Here is a 16970-nt window from a genome sequence, read left to right as displayed (position 1 = left end):
AAGGATGCCGCTAGGGCAGATGCGTAGCGGCGAGCGGCCGAACCTGACCGCGCACGCCTACGTCCTCCAGCGCATGCGCCAGGCGATCCTGGACGGCGAGCTGCCGGCGGGCGCCCGCCTGATCCAGGCGGAGCTGGCGCACCAGTTCGACGTGAGCATCACCCCCGTGCGGGAGGCGCTGCGGGACCTGGCCGGCGAGGGCCTCGTCGTCTTCGACCCGCACCGCGGCTCGCGGGTGCGGAGCTTCGACCTCGGCGAGGTGCGCGAGATCTACGAGCTCCGGATGGCGCTCGAGCCGCTGATGGTGGGGCGCATGATCGGCAAGGTCAGCCCGGAACGCCTCGACGAGGCCGAGCGGCTGATGAAGCGCATGACCCGCACCCGTGACATCGGCCTCTGGTCGGACCTGAACCGCCAGTTCCACGCGTGCTTCGCCGAGGACGACAGGGCGAGCCGGCTGGCGACGATCCTCGGCGGGCTGCGCGACAGCGCCTCGACCTACGTCGGCCTCTCCCTGCGCGCGAGCCCGGAGCGTCGGGCCGAGTCGGACCGGGAGCACGCCGAGATCCTCGAGCACTACCGCGACGGCGACACCGAGAACGCCACCCGCGTCGCCGTGCAGCACATGCGGACGACCCTCGTGACGATCGAGGAGGCCCACGAGCAGGGCCTGCTCTAGACGGCTGCGCTCAGACGTCCGCGTCGAGGCGGTAGCCGAGCCCGCGGACGGTGTGCAGGGTCGTGAGGCCGAAGGGGACGTCGAGCTTGCGGCGCAGGTAGCCGACGTAGACCTCGACGATGTTGTCGCTGCCCTCGTAGGCGGAGTCCCACACGTTGTCGAGGATCTGCGCCTTGCTCAGCACGTCACCGGCGTGGCGCATCAGGTAGAGCAGCAGGCCGTACTCCCGGGCGGTCAGGCTGATCGGGACGCTGCCGCGGGCCACGGCCCGGCGGGAGGGGTCGAGCACGAGCGTGCCGACGGTGACGAGGACGGGACGTTCCGGGGCGCCGCGGCGGACCAGCGCGCGGAGCCGGGCGACCAGGATGAGGAAGCTGAACGGCTTGGTCAGGTAGTCGTCGGCGCCCAGGTCGAAGGCGTCCGTCTGGTCGTACTCGCCGTCCTTGGCCGTCAGCATCAGCACCGGCGTCCAGACCTTGCGGCGCCGCAGCTCCTTGAGCACGTCGTAGCCGTTGAGGCCCGGCAGCATGATGTCCAGCACGATCACGTCGTACGGGTTCGTCGTGGAGGCCCACAGCCCGGTGACGCCGTCGCCGACGACGTCGACGGAGAAGCCCTCGGCGACCAGGCCCTCCTTGACCACGTCCGCGAGGCGCCCCTCGTCCTCGACCAGCAGGACCTTCATCCCGGCACCCCTCCCGACGCTCTCCCGGCATCCTCCCGCCCGCCGGCTGAGTCGGGCCTGAGCGGGGTGGGCGCGCCCGGCGCGCGGCGTGCAGACGTTCAGGTCGGGCTCAGCCGGGATGGGTGAGCGTGATCATCATGAAGATCGTCCTGGGTGCCGACCAGTACCCCGAGTACATCAACGGCGCGGCCACCTTCACGGCCCGGCTGGCGGCGGGCCTCGCCGCCGGCGGGCACACGGTCGACCTGCTGTGGCCCTCGGCCGACGGGCGCCAGGACACCTACCTCGAGCAGGGCGTCCGCGTGCACCGGCTCCGGTCCACGCGCCTGCCGGGCCGCCCGCGCATGCAGGTCTCCACCCCGCGGGGCGTACGCCGGCAGGTCGAGGACCTGCTCCAGCTGGCGGGCCCCGACGTCGTCCACGTCCAGTCCCACCTCGGCCTCGGGCGCACGCTGCTGCGCACGGCGCGCCGCGCCGGCGTCCCGGTGGTGGCCACGAACCACTTCATGCCCGAGAACCTCCTCCACCACGTCCCGCTGGTCCGGCGCTTCCCCGACGCCGCGGGCCGGCTCGCCTGGCGCGACCTCGAGCGGGTGTACGGCGACGCCGACCTGCTGACCGTGCCGACGGGCAGGGCCGCCGAGCTGCTCGCCGCGGCGACCACGCTCGCGCCGGCCGACGTGGTCTCGTGCGGGATCGACCTCGACCGCTTCGCCGTCGACCGCCCGGCCGTCGACGGGGGTGCGCCGACGGTGCTCTTCGTCGGTCGCCTCGAGCGCGAGAAGCACGTCGACGAGCTGCTCAGGGCCTTCGCGCTGCTCCCGCCGGCGCTGGGCGCGCGGCTCGAGGTGGTCGGGATGGGGAGCCTGCGCCCGGCGCTGACCCTCCTGGCCGGGACGCTCGGGGTCGCGGCCTCGGTCCGCTTCCTCGGCGCCGTCGACGACGACGCGCTGCGGGCCGCGTACGCGCGCGCCGACGTGTTCGTCATGCCCGGCACCGCCGAGCTGCAGAGCCTCGCGACGCTCGAGGCGATGGCCGCCGGGCTGCCGGTGGTCGCCGCCGACGCGATGGCCCTGCCGCACCTCGTGCGCCCGGGCGTGAACGGCCGGCTGCACGCCCCGGGCGACGTGGTCGGCCTGGCCGACGCCCTGACCGCGCTGCTCGCCGACCCCGGGCTGCGCACCCGGCTCGGGCGCGCGGGACGGGCGATCGCCGAGACCCACGCCCTGGGCGCGACCGTGGCCGCGTTCGAGGACCGCTACGCCTGGCTGGCCGTCACCCGGGCGGGCGTACGGGCGACGGGCCGCAGCCTCGCCACGGCCGCATGAGGCCCGGCCGCCCGAGCGGTGGGACGATCGGCGTCTCGGACCACTCGGCAGCACGGGGAGGCGCGGTGCGCGCGCGTACGGAGGGCCTCGCCGAACGGTGGGGCTCGCGGGTCGGCGTCCGGGGACGTTCCGTGCTCGTGGCCGTGGTGGTCGTCGTCGTGGCGATGCTCGTCGGCGGCACCGGCCTGCTCCTCGTGCTGCAGTCGTCGCTCGAGCAGGCTGTGGAGGCCACCGGCCGAGCGCGCGCGGCCGAGGTCGTCTCCCGCATCGACGCGAACGGGGTCCCGGCCACGGTCGCCGCGCTCAGCGACCAGAGCCGGACCGACGCGGTCACGCTGGTGCTCGACGCCGGGGGTTCCGTGATCGGGTCGTCGCGCCGCTCGACGACCGAGGCGCTGTCGGCGCAGCGGCCGACGGTCGGGTCGTACGACTCCGTCGAGCTCGACATCGACACCCTCGACGAGCGGGGGGAGTGGAAGGTCGTCACCACCGCGGTCGAGTCGGCCGGCCGGACGTACTTCGTGCAGGTCGCCGTGCCGATCCGGATCCAGCGCGACACCGTGCAGACCGTGGCCGTCCTCCTGCTGGCCGGCACGCCCCTGCTGCTCGCGGCCGTGGCCGCGGCCGTCTGGGTGCTCGTGGGCCGGGCGTTGCGCACCGTCGAGCAGATCCGTCGGACGGTCGCCGAGATCGACGCCCGTGCCCTCACCGCCCGGCTCGACGTGCCGCCGACGCGCGACGAGATCGCCGCGCTCGCGCAGACGATGAACGCCATGCTCGACCGCCTGCAGGCCTCGGACCGGGCCCAGCGCGCCTTCGTCTCCGACGCGAGCCACGAGCTCCGCAGCCCGCTCGCCACGCTGAGCACGGCGGCCGAGCTCGCCGGCCGGACGAGCGACGAGGAGGTCCGGACCCGTCTGCTCGACACCATGAACGCCGAGCTCGTCCGCATGCGCGGCCTCGTGGGCAACCTCATGACGCTGGCCCGCGTGGACGCCCACGACGCCACCACGAACCCGACCGACGTCGACCTCGACGACCTCGTCGACCACGAGGCCCGGCGCCTGCGCACCACGAGCACCCTCGACGTGACCACGCGGATCGAGCCGGTACGGGTGCACGCGGACCTGTCGCGCGTGGCGCAGCCCCTGCGGAACCTGGTCGACAACGCCGAGCGGCACGCCGCGGGCCAGGTCGCGCTGACCCTCACGACCGAGGGTGGGGACGCCGTGGTCTGGGTCGACAACGACGGCCCGGAGGTCGACCCGGAGGACCGGGACCGCATCTTCGAACGGTTCGTCCGGCTCGACGTCAGCCGGACCCGCGACGCCGGCGGCAGCGGCCTCGGGCTGGCGATCGCCCGGGCCGGCGTCACGTCCCAGGGCGGCCGGCTGGCCGTCGTGGAGCATCCGCTCGGCTGGTGCCGCTTCGAGCTCCGGCTGCCGCTGGTGCCCGAGCCGGTCGGTCCGCTCGACGTGGGCGACGCCGCGGGCGCGACCGGGCCCGCCGGGCCGGACCGGCAGCCGCCGGGGTGACCACGCTCTCGACCCACCTCGTCGTTGCGCTGGCGGTCCTCGCCGGCGTCGCCGTCGGGGTGGCGGCGCTGAGCCGGCTCGGCACGGCCCGCTCGAACGCGGTCGCCGTCGCCCGCGCGGTCGGCCAGCTCGCGCTCGTCTCGCTCGTCCTCACCGCCGTCCTCGGGCGGGTGACGTGGTCGCTGCTGTTCGCGCTGGTCATGCTCTCCGTCGCGGTCGGCACCTCCGCCAGGCGGATCGGCGCGGTCCGGGCGTGGCCGTGGGTCCTGGTGACCGTGGCGTCGGGCGCGTTCCCGGTGCTCGTCGTGGTCTTCGCGTCCGGCGCGGTGCCGTGGAACGGGGCCGGCATCGTGCCGGTGGCGGGCATCGTCATCGGCGGGGCCATGACCGCGAGCAGCCTGAACGGGCGACGGTGCTTCGCCGCGCTGCGGGAGGAGCGCGACACGTACGAGGGGGCGCTGGCCCTCGGGCTCCCCGTCCCCGTCGCGGTCCGGCTGGTGATCGGCCGGCACCGGGCGGAGGCGCTCGTCCCGGGCCTCGACCAGACCCGCACCGTCGGGCTGGTGACCCTACCCGGGGCGTTCGTGGGCGTGCTGCTCGGCGGCGGCAGCCCCGCCCAGGCCGGCGCCGCCCAGGTCCTCGTGCTCGTCGGGCTGCTCGCGGCCCAGACGATCGTGGTCGTCGTGGGGTCGCTGCTGATCGAGCGCGGGCTCCTCGTCCCGGAGGACCTGCGGCCGGCGACCCGCGTTCAGGTCCGGCTCAGCCGACCCGTCCCAGACTGAGGCTGCGGTCGGCGCCCACCCTCCCGGGGCGCCGGCCGCCACGTCGAGGCCAGCGTCGGGCTCGCGTACCCCGCCGACACCCCGTCCCCGAGGACAGCCCGTGACCAGCACCAGCACCGTGACCCCCGTCGCCTCCGGCAGCACCGACCTGGCCGCGAAGGTCCCGGCGATCACGGTCCTCTTCTGGGTGGTCAAGACGTTGACGACGGGCATGGGGGAGGCGCTGTCGGACTTCTTGGCGAGCACGAATCTCGTGGCAGCGATCGCGATCGGCGTGCTCGGGCTCGCCGCCGCGCTGTGGCTCCAGCTCCGGACCCGGCGCTACACCGCGCCCGTCTACTGGCTGGCCGTCGCGATGGTCGCCGTCTTCGGGACGATGGCGGCGGACGGCGTGCACCTGGTCGGCCTCCCGTACGCGGTGACGACCGTCTTCTACCTGCTCGTCGTCGGGGCGCTCTTCTTCTGGTGGCACCGTTCCGAGGGCACGCTCTCCATCCACAGCATCACCACGCGCCGGCGCGAGCTCTTCTACTGGGCCACGGTCCTCGCCAGCTTCGCCCTCGGGACGGCGGCCGGCGACCTCACGGCCGACCAGCTCGAGCTCGGCTACCTGCCCTCGGTCGCGATCTTCGCCGTGGCGATCGCGGTGCCCGCGATCGGCTGGCGCTTCTTCCGGCTCAACCCCGTCGTCGCCTTCTGGGTCGCGTACGTGCTCACGCGCCCGCTCGGTGCCTCGATCGCGGACTGGCTCGGCAAGCCGGCCTCGCACGGTGGCGGGCTCGGGTTCGGGGACGGCCCGGTGGCCGGGGTCGCCGCCCTGCTGATCGCGGCGCTCGTCGCCTGGCTCGCCGTCCGCCGGACCGACGTGCAGGCTCCCGTGCCCGAGACGGTGTGACCGCCCCGTCCTCTCTGCTGGCCGTCGCGCTCGCCGCCGCCGGCGCCCTGCTCTTCGGGCTGGCGTCGGTCCGCCAGCACGACGCGGTGCTGGCCTCGGCGTCCGGTTCGCCGGCGCGGACGACCGTCCGGGAGCGGGTCGCCGCCGGGCTGCGGCTCGTCCGCCAGCCCGCCTGGCTCCTGGGGGCGGGCCAGGCCGGGCTCGGCGGCGGGCTGCACGTCGTCGCGCTCACGCTGGCCCCCGTCACCCTCGTCCAGCCCGTCGGGGTGCTCGCCGTCCCGGTGACCGTCCTGGCGACCGCTCTCGCGCGCCGTCGTCGGCCGTCGCGTACGGCGGTCCTCGGTGCCGCGCTGAGCGTCGCCGGCGTCGCGGCCCTGACCGTCGTCCTCCTGCTGCCACCCGTCCGGGCCGCCGCGCTCCCGACGTGGGGCGCGGTCGCGGCAGGCGGAGGTTCGGTGGTCGGGGCCGGGCTCCTCCTGCTCCTCCTGCTGACGAGGTCGTGGGTGCCGGCCCTGCCCGGCTGCGTCGGGCGGGCCGTGGTCGCCGCGGTGCTCTTCGGCCTCGTCTCGGTCCTGGTCCGCACGCTCGGCGAGGTCGTCGGCTCGAGGGCGGGAGTTCCGGGGGCGCTGGTCGTCACCGCCGTCTTCGCCGTGGCCGTGGCCCTGCCGGTCGGGGTCGGGGCGATGCAGTCGGCCTACCTGCTCGGCGCGCCTCAGGTGGTCGTCTGCTGCCTGACCCTCGTCGACCCGCTGACCGCCGTCGTCGGCGGACGGACCCTCCTGCACGATGGGGCCGCCCTCAGCGGTACCACCCTGGCGGCCGCCGCGTGCTGTGCTGCCCTCGCCGCGGTGGGGGTGGTGCTCCTGAGCGGGGACCGCGGGGTTCAGCGGTAGGGCGGTGTTCGCTCCCGCCGCGTCGGCCCAGGCGCCACAGGTCTTTCACGTTTACGTGAAAGACCGGTACTCACCACGGCAGATCTGCCGTGCTCAGTACCGGAGTTTCACGTAAACGTGAAAGTCCTGGGACAGGTGGGACTCGTACGTCGGCAAGTCAGAGCGGCAGGCCCGGCCGGTTCGCCCAGGGCGAGTCGCGGTCGCGGTGAGAGGCTGGCGGCATGACGTCCTCGTACGAAACGACCGCCGGCACGCCCACCGGAGCGGGCCGACCGGTCGACGCCGCGGCTGCGCGCGAGCTCGTCGACCGGCTCCACCGAGCCATCGACCAGGCGTTCGACGCGTGGGTCGACGAGGGCGCGGGCGGCCCGGCCGAGGGCGCGAAGAGCGCCGCCCCGACGTACCACCGGCCGGTCACCGCACCGCCGGTGCGCATGGAGCAGATGGCGCGTACGCCGGAGCCCACGGCCGACCTCGACGACCTCGTCGACGTGCTGGCGCCGAGGCTGCTCGACAGGATGATCCCGGCGCTGCGCCAGGCGCTGCTCGAGGACTGAGCCCTCGCGGCAGTCAGAGGCGGACGGCGTCCAGCGGTTCGCCGGTGTCGAGGTAGAGCACGCCGCCCGGGACCACCGCGCGCCGGAGGTTCGCCAGGGCGGCCTCGTACAGCTGGGGATGCCGACCGTCGAGCGCTCCCACCCGGCACGCGAACGCCAGGTCGAACGGGGCGACGTCCAGGCTCACGTCCTCGACCGCCGCCAGCCTCGTCGACAGCAGCCCCGCGGCGATCTCGGGCGCGCAGAGCGCCTCGGTCAGCGCGATCCCGCGCGCCGAACGGTCGAGCACCAGCACGTGGCCGTCCGGCGCGACGCGCTCCGCGACGGCACGGGCTGCGGCCCCCGGTGCGCCGCCGACCTCCAGCACCCGGAGGCCGGGACGCAGCGGCAGCGCCTCGACGACGCGGCGCAGCCGGTCCGACAGCGGGTGCGCACCAGCTCCGGCCATGCGGCCGACGGTAGTGCGGCGCCCACCCCCGTCGGTGAGAAGCGGAGCGGGGCGAGCGACGTCGGTTGCGCCGACGCAGCCCGCTCCGTTGCGTCGATCAGCCGCACCCTCCCGGCAGCTCGCCCGCGGCGATGCGGGCGGCCACGACGGCAGGGTCGGCGTCGGGGCGCGCCCAGTGCTGGGGGACGTCCAACGGCTTCGTCCAGGAGGTCCGGTGGGCGGTGAAGATCTCCATCATCGGAGGCGCGATCAGCTCCGGGTCGTCGAGGCTGCCGAGCATCACGAACATCTTCCCGGGGAAGCCCGCGAGCTGCTCGTTGACCAGGCGGGAGCCGCAGTCGGGGCAGAACGACCGCACCAGCGTGTTGCCGCTGTCGGCCGTGTACCCGTACGACCGGGGGGTGCCGCTGAGGAGCGTGAAGTCGTCGACGTCGACGCGGAAGTAGCTGGCCAGCACCGACCCCGACGAACGCTGGCAGTCCTGGCAGTAGCAGTTCGCGATGAAGTCGGGTGCTGCCGTGAAGGCGTACGTGATCCTTCCGCAGGCGCAGCGTCCTGAGTACGGGTCGGGCATGGGTGTTCCTCCGTCTGTGCTGGGTGTCGTCGTGCCGTGCCGCCGGTCCCGGTCTCACGACCTCGAAGGCTCCGGTCGGCCTGTCCCGCTGATCCTCGGCGCCGTGACCGGCCGCGGACATCCGTCGGATGACTCGGTCGACGGCTCTCGTGCGGGGGGCGACGGCGGTCAGCCCGCGTCCGGCGCCGTGCGCGTCCGTCGCAGGAGCACCCAGACCAGCCACACCGTGACCAGGGCGAGGACCACGACGAGCCCGAGGGGGCCGAGGTCACGGCTGCGGAACCACGTCCAGACCACCCCCTCCAGACCCCACCGGTCCGCCGCGAGGGTCGCCAGCTCGACGGTCCCGACGCCGACCGCCACGCAGACGGAGAGCGCGGTCACGAGCAGGTTGTACGGCAGGTCCCGACGCGAGTCCTGCCGAGCCCACCCGTAGGCGAAACGCATGATCGCGCCGTCCACGGCGTCGAACAGGGACATGCCTGCGGCGAAGAGGATCGGCAGGGCGAGCAGGCCGGACCACGACACCCCGGCGGCCACGCCGGACGCGGCCAGGACCAGGAGGCCGACCTCCGTGGCGGTGTCGAAGCCCAGCCCGAAGAGCAGCCCGACGAGATACATCTGTCGCGGCGTCCGCACGACGTCGAGGAGGGGCCGCAGCAGCCACACGAACGGGCCCCCGACCGGTCCGGGACCCGGCGCGGGGCTCGGGTCGCCGTCGTGCTGCTGCCGGCGTCGGCCGCGCAGCAGGCGCACGAGCAGCACCACGTTCGCCGCGGCGATCCCGTAGAGGAACACCCCCGACACCGTCGTGCCGATGGTCTGCGTGATCGCGTGCAGGCCCGACCCCTCGTCCTCGAGCTGGCCGGTCAGCGCGTGCAGGCCCGACGTGAGGAGCACGGTCAGGGCCAGGACGACCGACGAGTGGCCCAGGGAGAACCAGAAGCCCACCGACGTCGCTCGCCGCCCGGAGCCCAGCAGCGTGCGCGTGGTGCTGTCGATGGCGGCGATGTGGTCGGCGTCGAAGGCGTGGCGGACGCCGAGGGTGTACGCGGTGACAGCCGCACCCGTGCCGACCGACAGGGTGCCGAGCGACAGCGTGCCGACGGGCACCCCCGCCGACGGACGTGCCCAGAGCAGCAGCGCGAGGCCGAGGAGGTGGAGCCCCAGGATCGCCAGCCCCATCCCGGTCAGCGACCGGAGGTCGCCGCTCCTCGTCGAGGTGCCCTGCGGTTGCCGCACGACGGACCCCTTTCTCACGTACCTGGCGGAGGCGCTCCCGACCACCGGGAGCGCCCGGAGCGGGGAGGTCAGGCGACCGCGGGCACGTACGGGAAGACGGGGCGCGGCTTCGCGGTCACCGAGCCCTTGCCGATGCCGAGGGAGACCGGCGTGTTGGCGGCGAGGCTGAACATGACGTCAGGGACGTTGTCGGTCAGCGACCGGCCGTTCCAGCCCACGAAGCCGAAGGCGGCGGGCGTCCCGACCTCGTAGGGCAGGACGTTCGGGAAGAACCGGTGGGCCACGCGCTCCGCGTAGGCGCGCGGGTCCTCGGCCGTCCCGTAGGCGGCCACGACGCCCGCGACCCGGTCGGTCACGTGGTCGCCGTAGGTGACGAGGTCGTCCGACGGCACGCCCGCGTTGAGCCGGTCGCCCAGGTCCTCGTCGTACTGCGCGAACAGCGGGTGGATCATCGGCAGGCCGATGCGGTTGATCGAGCGCCAGCCGCCGGCGTCCGTGGCCAGCGTCGCGACCGCCCAGACGCCGATCCTGCCGGCGGGGCTGGTGGCGACCAGCTGCTCGTCGGGGATCTCGAGGACGATCGAGTAGACGGTCTGACCGGCGAAGAGGTTCTTCGCCTGGGCGGCGTCCCAGTCGGCGAGGTCCACCCTGGTCCCGTCGTGGAACGCGTGCCCGACCGCGTGCAGCACGTCGGGCTCGATCCAGAACGGGTCGCCCGCGTGCCCGGCCCACGCTCGCAGGCCGTCCGCCTCGGCCTCCACCTCGGTCGTGCCCGACAGCACGACGGTGCCGGCGGCGGACGGGTCGGTGGCGTCCGGCCCGGCGACGCGGTGCAGCACGTACGGCTGGCGCCCCTGCTCGTCGCGCTCGGAGAAGACGAGCCGGCAGGTGACGTCCTCCACGGCGTCGCCGTCGAGATCGATCTTGAGCTCGTACATGCCCTCGGGGTGGAAGCCGGGCGTCGCGGGCTCGCCGAGGGAGTGCGAGGCGTTGACGACCAGCACGGTCCCGGTCGCTCCGCGGAAGGCGTACAGGTCGGTCAGGTCGAGGCGGACGTCCTGGCGGGCGAGGGGGGAGTCGAGGTGGTGCGACACGGGAGCTCGTTTCTGTGGGTGCGGACGGTGCGGGACGGCGAGGACGCCGGGCACCGCGGCGCTCCGGGTCGGCCGGTGCGGGTGCGAGCCCGGCGCGGGCTGCTGAGCCACCCTGACGCGGGACGGGCGCCGGCGCTTGAGTCAGGTGACTCCGGCGTACGGCGGAGGGACGGCGCCGGCGACCGGGCGCGACGTCCGGCCCGCCACCAGCGGCGGCAGTCGAGTGACGGATGTGGGCGCGGCCGGTCGCCGATGAGGATCGGTGACTCGACATCCGACAGAGAGGCACCACCCGCATGAGCGAGCTCGTCACCCCCGTCCTGGAACCCGCCGCGCAGGCCTTCGCCGACGCCAACGCGAACCCTCCGTTCCTCTACCAGCTGTCGCCCGAGCAGGGACGGAAGCTCGTCGACGGGGTGCAGTCCGACCCGCCCCCCGTGCTGCTCGACGCCGACGTCTCGGACCTGACCGTCGAGGGCGGCCCCACCGGGTCGGTCCGGGTGCGCATCGTGCGTCCCGCCGGCGCGACCGGGGTGCTCCCCGTGATCCTTTACGTGCACGGCCTGGGCTGGGTCTTCGGCGGCCCGCAGACCCACGACCGGCTGGTCCGCGAGCTCGCTGTGGGCGCCCAGGCCGCCGTGGTCTTCCCCGACTACGACCTGGCGCCGGAGCACCGCTACCCGACCCAGATCGAGCAGGTCTACGCCGTCGCGGACTGGATCGCGATGAACGGCCCGGAGCAGAGCCTCGACGCCTCCCGGATCGCCGTCGCCGGCGACTCCGTGGGCGGGAACATGGCCGCGGTCACCACCCTCCTGGCCAAGCAGCGCGGCGGCGTCTCCTTCGTGGGTCAGCTGCTCTTCTACCCCGTGACCGACGCCGACTTCGAGACCGGCTCCTACCGGCAGTTCGCCGAGGGCTACTTCCTCGCGCGGGCCGGGATGCAGTGGTTCTGGGACCAGTACACGACCGACCCGACCGAGCGGGCCGAGATCACCGCGTCGCCGCTGCGGGCTACGACCGACGACCTGGCCGGGCTGCCGCAGGCTCTGGTGATCGTGGGCGAGGCCGACGTGCTGCGCGACGAGGGCGAGGCGTACGCGGCGAAGCTCCGGACCGCGGGCGTCCCGGTCACGGCGGTGCGCTACGCCGGGATCACCCACGACTTCGTGGGGCTGAACCCGCTGCGGCACACCATGGCCGCGCAGGCCGCCATCACCCAGGCCGTCGGCTTCCTGCGTGGCGTGCTGGGGACGGACTGACGTGACGGCGCCGACGCCGGCCGCCCTGCTGGGACGCATGGTGGAGGAGGTGTTCAACGAACCGGACGCGGAGCGGCGCGCGGCGGTGGTCGCGGAGGTGTTCGCCGAGGACGTCGTGTTCACCGACCCGGGCGCGGTGGTGACCGGTCGGGTGGCGCTCGAGGCCGCGATCACCGGCCTGCTGGCGCAGGGGCCCGGGTTCGTGTTCTCGCCCGCCGGCCCGTTCCGTGGCGTGGGTGGTCTGGGCTCCCGGCCGTGGCGGCTCGGTCCGCCCGGCGGCGACCCGGTGCTGGCCGGGCTGGACGTCGTCGAGGTCGTCGACGGGCGCATCGCGCGGCTCTGGACGATGCTCGACGGCTGACGGCCCCGGGCACGAGGACGAGAGTCATCGTGCTGATGACAGCCCGGCGCGGCTCGCCTACGGTCGACACCGTCGATCCAGCGACCCAGGGAGATGAGCCGAGATGCAGCGGGCCTCCGCCTCGTCCGTACGCGCGCTGCGCACGGTCGACGACGAAGGGCAGGTGGCGCGACCCCTGACGGGACGTCAGCGGGAGGTGGACCACCTGCGCGCGTCGCTGTCGGAGGTGAGCCGGGCCGGACGCGCCGTGGTGATCTCGGGCGAGGCGGGGATCGGCAAGACGGCGCTGGCCGAGGTGGCCGAGGCCTACGCCCGTCACCTCGGCTTCGTCGTGCTGCGCTGCGACGCCGTCGAGCGCGAGCGCAGCATCGGCTACAGCGGGCTGCACCAGCTGCTGCAGCCCGTCCTCCACCTGCGCACGTCGCTGCCACCCCGGCAGCAGCAGGCGCTGGAGACCGTGTTCGGGCTGGACGAGTCGGACGAGGCGCCGACCGCGAACCAGCTGCTGGTGGGCATCGCGACGCTCGGGCTCCTCGAGGAGGCGGGTTCCCCGCGACCGGTCCTGCTGCTCGTGGAGGACCTGCAGTGGCTCGACCGCTCCTCCGGTGACGTGCTGGGGTTCGTCGCCCGGCGCCTCGGGCAGGCCCGGGTCGTCCTCGTGGCGACGCTCCGCGACGGGGACCTGCCGTCGACGACCTGGCTGGGCCCCCCGATCGAGCACCTGCGCCTGGGACCGATCACCGCGCGGGAGTCCGAGGAGCTCCTCGACCAGCTGCCCGTACGGCTGCCGCCGCCCGCGCGCGCCCGGGTGCTCCGCGAGGCGCGGGGCAACCCCCTCGCGCTGCTCGAGCTGTCGACCGAGCTGCAGGAGCGGGGCCTGGCGGCGGACGCCGAGCTCCTGCCCGAGCTGCCCCTCTCCCGTCGGCTCGAGGACGGGTTCATGCAGCAGGTCCACCGCCTGCCGGGCGCGACGCAGCGCTTCCTGCTCGTGGCCGTCGCCAGCGGTGACGCCCCCTTCAGCGAGGTCGTCGCCGCCGCGACCGAGCTCGGCCTGTCGCCCGCCGACCTGGCGCCGGCCGAGCTGGTCGGGCTGGTGCGCGTCGACGCGCAGCACCTGCGGTTCCGTCACCCGCTGGTCCGCTCCGCCGTCTACAACGCCGCGCCGATCGCCGAGCGTCTCGCGGTGCACCGTGCGCTGGCGAGCACCCTGCAGCCGCACCGCGGCGCCTGGCACCTCGCTGCCGCGACCCCGGACCGCGACGAGTCGGTCGCCGAGACGCTCACCGCGATCGCCGAGGACGCCGCCTACCGCGGCGCGCAGGCCGAGGCCTCGATGGCCTTCGAGCGTGCCGCGGCGCTGTCGGTCGATCCGTCCCTGCGGCTCCGGCGGCTCGTCGAGGCGGCCGAGACCGCCCGGCTGGCGGGCGTGACGTCGGCGTCCCGCCTGGCCGACGCGGCGCGGCCGCTGCTGATCGACCCGACCGCCGAGCCGGCGCTCGCGGTCAGGGCCGCCATCACGCGCTGGCGGCTGGGGGCGGACGACGGCCAGTTCGCCGCCCGGGTCGAGGAGCTCGTCGAGATCGCCGAACGCCTCGGTGGCCCCGACGGGACGGCGCACCCCCAGGAGCGGACCCGCGCGCTCGTCGCCGTGGCCGTCGGGCTCTACGTCCTCCAGCCCGCCGAGGGTCTGCGTCGCCGTGCGCTCGCGGCGCTCACCGCCCTGGAGCGCCACCACGAGCTCGACGTGCAGGGGCGGGTGGCCCTGATCCTCCTCGACCCGCTCGGCAACGCCGCCCGCTGGCGAGGCCGGCTGCAGGAGCTCGACGGAGCGAAGATCCCGCCGAACCGCCTCGCGTACGCGGCCGAGGCCATCCAGGACCTCCCCGGAGCCACCGCGTTGTGGGCGGCCGCGGCCGAGCTGACTGGCCGCGCACGGGAGGTCAGCGAGGAAGGGCTGGCGCTGCACGGGCGGGCGCTGATCCGGATCCTGGCCGGGGACCTGACGGGGTCGTTGGCGAGCGCCGAGGTCGCCCAGCGCGCGTCGAGCGAGGTCGACCTGGAGAACGTGCGCCCCGCCGCCCTGCTCGTCTCGGCGCTGGCCCACGTCTGGCTCGGCGACCTGCCGCAGGCGGCGGCCGAGATCGAGCGGGCGCAGGCGATCTCGAGCGGCGCTCCGCTGGGCCGGAAGGAGGCCGAGCTGCACTGGGCGGCGGGGATGCTCGCCCTGGCCGAGCACCGTCACTGGGACGCCTGGGTCCGGCTGCGCCAGGTGGGCAGCCACCCCACCTTCGCGGCCTGGTCCGTCGCCGACCTCACCGAGGCGGCGGTCCAGACCGGGAAGGTCGCGGAGGTGACGGTCGTGCTGCAGCAGCTGGAGCGCGACAACGAGACGTACGCCTCTCCCCACCTGGCGATGCTGCTGCACCGCAGCAGGGCGCTCCTCGCCGACGGCGCGGCGGCCGGGGACGAGTTCCGGGCGGCGATCGCCGCGGGGACGGGCAGCGGCGCCCCGCTTGAGCTGGCCCGGACCCGGCTGGCCTACGGCATGTGGCTCCGCCGGCAGCGGCGGGAGTCGGAAGCGCGGGAGCCGTTGGCCGAGGCCCTGGGCACCTTCGACACCGCGGGGGCGAAGCGGTGGGCGGAGCGGGCCGCCGCCGAGCTCCGCGCCGCCGGGGCTCCCGTCGTGAACCGCCGGCACGACGCTCCGGACCAGGCCGTCGCGCTGCTCACCGCGCAGGAGCTGCAGATCGCCGGCCTGGCCGCCGAAGGCCTGACGAACAAGGAGATCGCCACCCAGATCTACCTGTCGCACCGGACGGTCGGCGCCCACCTCTACCGGGTCTTCCCGAAGCTCGGCATCACGTCCCGCGCGCAGCTGCGCGCGGCGCTCGGCCGCTGACCCGGCGCGCTCAGCGAGCCGTCAGGGCAGGACGTGCAGCAGCCCGTTGCCCAGCGTGGCGGGGGTGAGGTGGCGGTAGCCGACCGAGTCGAACACCACGAACAGCTCGTGCGGGTCGGCGGAGAGCACGAGGCCCTCGCCCCAGAGGTTGTGCTGCACGCGGGTGCCGGGCTGCACGCCGCGCGGGTCGGGCACGGACCGAGGGGCGCCGTGCGCCGGTTCACGGAACACGAGCGGCGGCGGCCGGTGGTCGTTGTCGCAGCTGCCGCAGGGCGGGGGGTAGGTCTCGCCGAAGTAGCCCAGCAGCTCCGCCCGTCGGCACAGGGTGGTCTCGGCGTAGTGGCGGACCGCGTCGATGCGGCTCTCCGCCACCGCCTCGCGCGCCTGCTCGGCGTCGTGCGTCCGACGGACGGTGGTGGTGGGCGGGGCGTCCGGCGTCGGCGTCACCACGCCGTCGTGCAGCGTCGCGCCGCCGGCCTCGGCGATGCGGTCGACGGCCTTCTCCGTGCTGCGGGCCCCCAGGCCCGCGGCCCGGCCGAGCTCCTCGAGCGGGACGGGGCCACCGGCGCGCGTCAGGACCGCCATGACCGCGGCCACGTCGACGTCGCGGACGCGGGCCGCCGACGCGAAGAGGCGGGGCAGGCGCAGGTCCGACGGGTTGAAGACCAGCACCGCACGCGCGGGTCCGCCGTCCCGGCCCGCCCGGCCGACCTCCTGGTAGTACTCGTCCAGGCTCCCCGGCGGGCTGGCGTGGACGACGCTGCGCACGTCCGGCTTGTCGATGCCCAGGCCGAACGCGCTGGTCGCGACCACGACGTCCAGGTCACCGCCGAGGAAGGCGTCTTGCGTCGCCGAGCGCTCGGCGGCCGGCAGCCCGGCGTGGTACGGGGCGGCGCGCAGCACGAGCTGTCCGAGCCGGGTCGCTAGCTCCTCGCAGTGGCGACGCGTGGCGGCGTAGACGAGGGCCGGGGTGGGGCCGGCGAGCACGGTTTCGACCACGGTGTCGTCGGCGCGCTCGTGGTCGGCGTCGGAGCCGCCGCGCACCGGGTGGACGGCGAGGCTGATGTTGGGCCGGTCGAAGCCGGCGACGACGACAGCGGGGTCGGTCATCGCGAGCCGGCGGGTGATCTCGGTCTGGACGGGCGGGGAGGCCGTCGCGGTCAGGGCCAGCACGGGCGGCGAGCCGAGGGCGACGCGGGCGTCGGCCAGCTGCAGGTAGTCGGGCCGGAAGTCCAGGCCCCACTCGCTGATCAGGTGGGCCTCGTCCACGACGAGCAGGGTGCACGGGCGTGCGGTGGCGGTGAGCAGCTCCCGCGTCGCCGGCCGGTCCAGCTGCTCCGGACCGAGCAGCAGGAAGTCCAGCTCACCGGTGGCGACCGCGGCCCGGGCGGCCCGCGCCTCGTCCACGTGGATCGCGGCGTTCAGCTGCGCCGCCCGCACCGGTCGCCCGTCCGGCCGTACGCGACCGGCGAGCCCGCGCAGCTGGTCACGCTGCAGGGCGACCAGCGGCGAGACGACGACCGTGAGCCCGCTTAGCACCAGGCCGGCCAGCTGGTAGACCGCGCTCTTGCCGCTTCCCGTAGCGAGGACGGCGAGGGTGTCCCGGCCCTGGACGACCGGGTCCAGCGCGAGGCGTTGCTCCCGGCGCAGGGACGGGTAGCCGAAGACGGTGCGGGCCAGGGCGTCGACGTCGTCCACGCGCCCATCCTGCTGCCTGCCGCCGGCCCGCGCTTCCG

At 74.9% G+C, this 16970-nt stretch carries 16 protein-coding genes; 10 read left to right on the top strand and 6 right to left on the bottom strand.

Going from position 1 to position 16970, the window contains the following annotated elements; all coding sequences use genetic code 11:
* Positions 1-4 precede the first annotated feature (4 nt).
* Complete coding sequence (locus tag ABD665_RS04420; RefSeq protein WP_204912054.1) at positions 5-679, top strand: FCD domain-containing protein; 675 nt, start codon at positions 5-7, stop codon at positions 677-679.
* Between the two features lie 10 nt (positions 680-689).
* On the opposite strand, the gene ABD665_RS04415 is transcribed toward ABD665_RS04420, so the two are convergent.
* Positions 690-1364, bottom strand: coding sequence for a response regulator (locus ABD665_RS04415; protein WP_204912055.1), 675 nt, complete (start codon positions 1362-1364; stop codon positions 690-692).
* Positions 1365-1486: 122 nt separating this feature from the next.
* On the opposite strand from ABD665_RS04415, the gene ABD665_RS04410 reads away from it, so the two are divergent.
* The 6 genes from ABD665_RS04410 (at position 1487) to ABD665_RS04385 (ending at position 7354) form a co-directional block, all read left to right on the top strand.
* Entirely contained in the window at positions 1487-2692 is a 1206-nt protein-coding gene (locus ABD665_RS04410; RefSeq protein WP_204912056.1) for a glycosyltransferase, read from the top strand.
* Positions 2693-2757: 65 nt separating this feature from the next.
* The gene (locus ABD665_RS04405; RefSeq protein ID WP_204912057.1) at positions 2758-4227 is read left to right on the top strand and encodes an ATP-binding protein; all 1470 of its coding nucleotides are present in this window, start codon (positions 2758-2760) and stop codon (positions 4225-4227) included.
* Entirely contained in the window at positions 4224-5009 is a 786-nt protein-coding gene (locus tag ABD665_RS04400; protein WP_204912058.1) for an ABC transporter permease, read from the top strand. Before ABD665_RS04405 ends, ABD665_RS04400 begins: the two co-directional genes overlap by 4 nt.
* A 100-nt stretch (positions 5010-5109) precedes the next feature.
* The gene (locus tag ABD665_RS04395) at positions 5110-5904 is read left to right on the top strand and encodes a COG4705 family protein (RefSeq protein WP_204912059.1); all 795 of its coding nucleotides are present in this window, start codon (positions 5110-5112) and stop codon (positions 5902-5904) included.
* Positions 5901-6797, top strand: a complete 897-nt coding sequence (locus tag ABD665_RS04390; RefSeq protein WP_204912060.1) for a hypothetical protein — start codon at positions 5901-5903, stop codon at positions 6795-6797. Before ABD665_RS04395 ends, ABD665_RS04390 begins: the two co-directional genes overlap by 4 nt.
* A 221-nt stretch (positions 6798-7018) precedes the next feature.
* Positions 7019-7354 carry a hypothetical protein gene (locus tag ABD665_RS04385; protein ID WP_204912061.1) on the top strand — a complete coding sequence of 112 codons (336 nt, stop codon included), beginning with the start codon at positions 7019-7021 and terminating at the stop codon, positions 7352-7354.
* Between the two features lie 13 nt (positions 7355-7367).
* On the opposite strand, the gene ABD665_RS04380 is transcribed toward ABD665_RS04385, so the two are convergent.
* The 4 genes from ABD665_RS04380 to ABD665_RS04365 form a co-directional block, all read right to left on the bottom strand.
* Entirely contained in the window at positions 7368-7802 is a 435-nt protein-coding gene (locus ABD665_RS04380; protein WP_204912062.1) for a methyltransferase domain-containing protein, read from the bottom strand.
* Between the two features lie 97 nt (positions 7803-7899).
* Positions 7900-8376, bottom strand: a complete 477-nt coding sequence (locus ABD665_RS04375) for a GFA family protein (RefSeq protein WP_204912063.1) — start codon at positions 8374-8376, stop codon at positions 7900-7902.
* A 168-nt stretch (positions 8377-8544) separates the two neighbouring features.
* Complete coding sequence (locus tag ABD665_RS04370; RefSeq protein ID WP_204912064.1) at positions 8545-9618, bottom strand: HoxN/HupN/NixA family nickel/cobalt transporter; 1074 nt, start codon at positions 9616-9618, stop codon at positions 8545-8547.
* A gap of 68 nt (positions 9619-9686) precedes the next feature.
* The gene (locus tag ABD665_RS04365) at positions 9687-10712 is read right to left on the bottom strand and encodes a DUF4331 family protein (RefSeq protein ID WP_204912065.1); all 1026 of its coding nucleotides are present in this window, start codon (positions 10710-10712) and stop codon (positions 9687-9689) included.
* A gap of 296 nt (positions 10713-11008) precedes the next feature.
* Here ABD665_RS04365 and ABD665_RS04360 point away from each other — a divergent pair, with 296 nt between their 5' ends.
* From ABD665_RS04360 to ABD665_RS04350, 3 genes are all read left to right on the top strand, one after another.
* Entirely contained in the window at positions 11009-11974 is a 966-nt protein-coding gene (locus tag ABD665_RS04360) for an alpha/beta hydrolase fold domain-containing protein (protein WP_204912066.1), read from the top strand.
* Between the two features lies 1 nt (position 11975).
* Entirely contained in the window at positions 11976-12335 is a 360-nt protein-coding gene (locus tag ABD665_RS04355; protein ID WP_204912067.1) for a nuclear transport factor 2 family protein, read from the top strand.
* 103 nt (positions 12336-12438) lie between these two features.
* On the top strand, positions 12439-15234 hold the full coding sequence (locus tag ABD665_RS04350; RefSeq protein ID WP_204912068.1) for an AAA family ATPase: 2796 nt from the start codon (positions 12439-12441) through the stop codon (positions 15232-15234).
* A gap of 21 nt (positions 15235-15255) precedes the next feature.
* On the opposite strand, the gene ABD665_RS04345 is transcribed toward ABD665_RS04350, so the two are convergent.
* Positions 15256-16932 (bottom strand): RecQ family ATP-dependent DNA helicase, encoded by a 1677-nt coding sequence (locus ABD665_RS04345; protein WP_204912069.1) that lies wholly within the window; start codon positions 16930-16932, stop codon positions 15256-15258.
* Positions 16933-16970: the final 38 nt, after the last annotated feature.

Origin of the sequence: Microlunatus spumicola (assembly GCF_039536445.1) — a bacterium.
Classification (GTDB): domain Bacteria; phylum Actinomycetota; class Actinomycetes; order Propionibacteriales; family Propionibacteriaceae; genus Microlunatus; species Microlunatus spumicola.
This window is presented reverse-complemented; position numbering and strand designations above follow the sequence as displayed.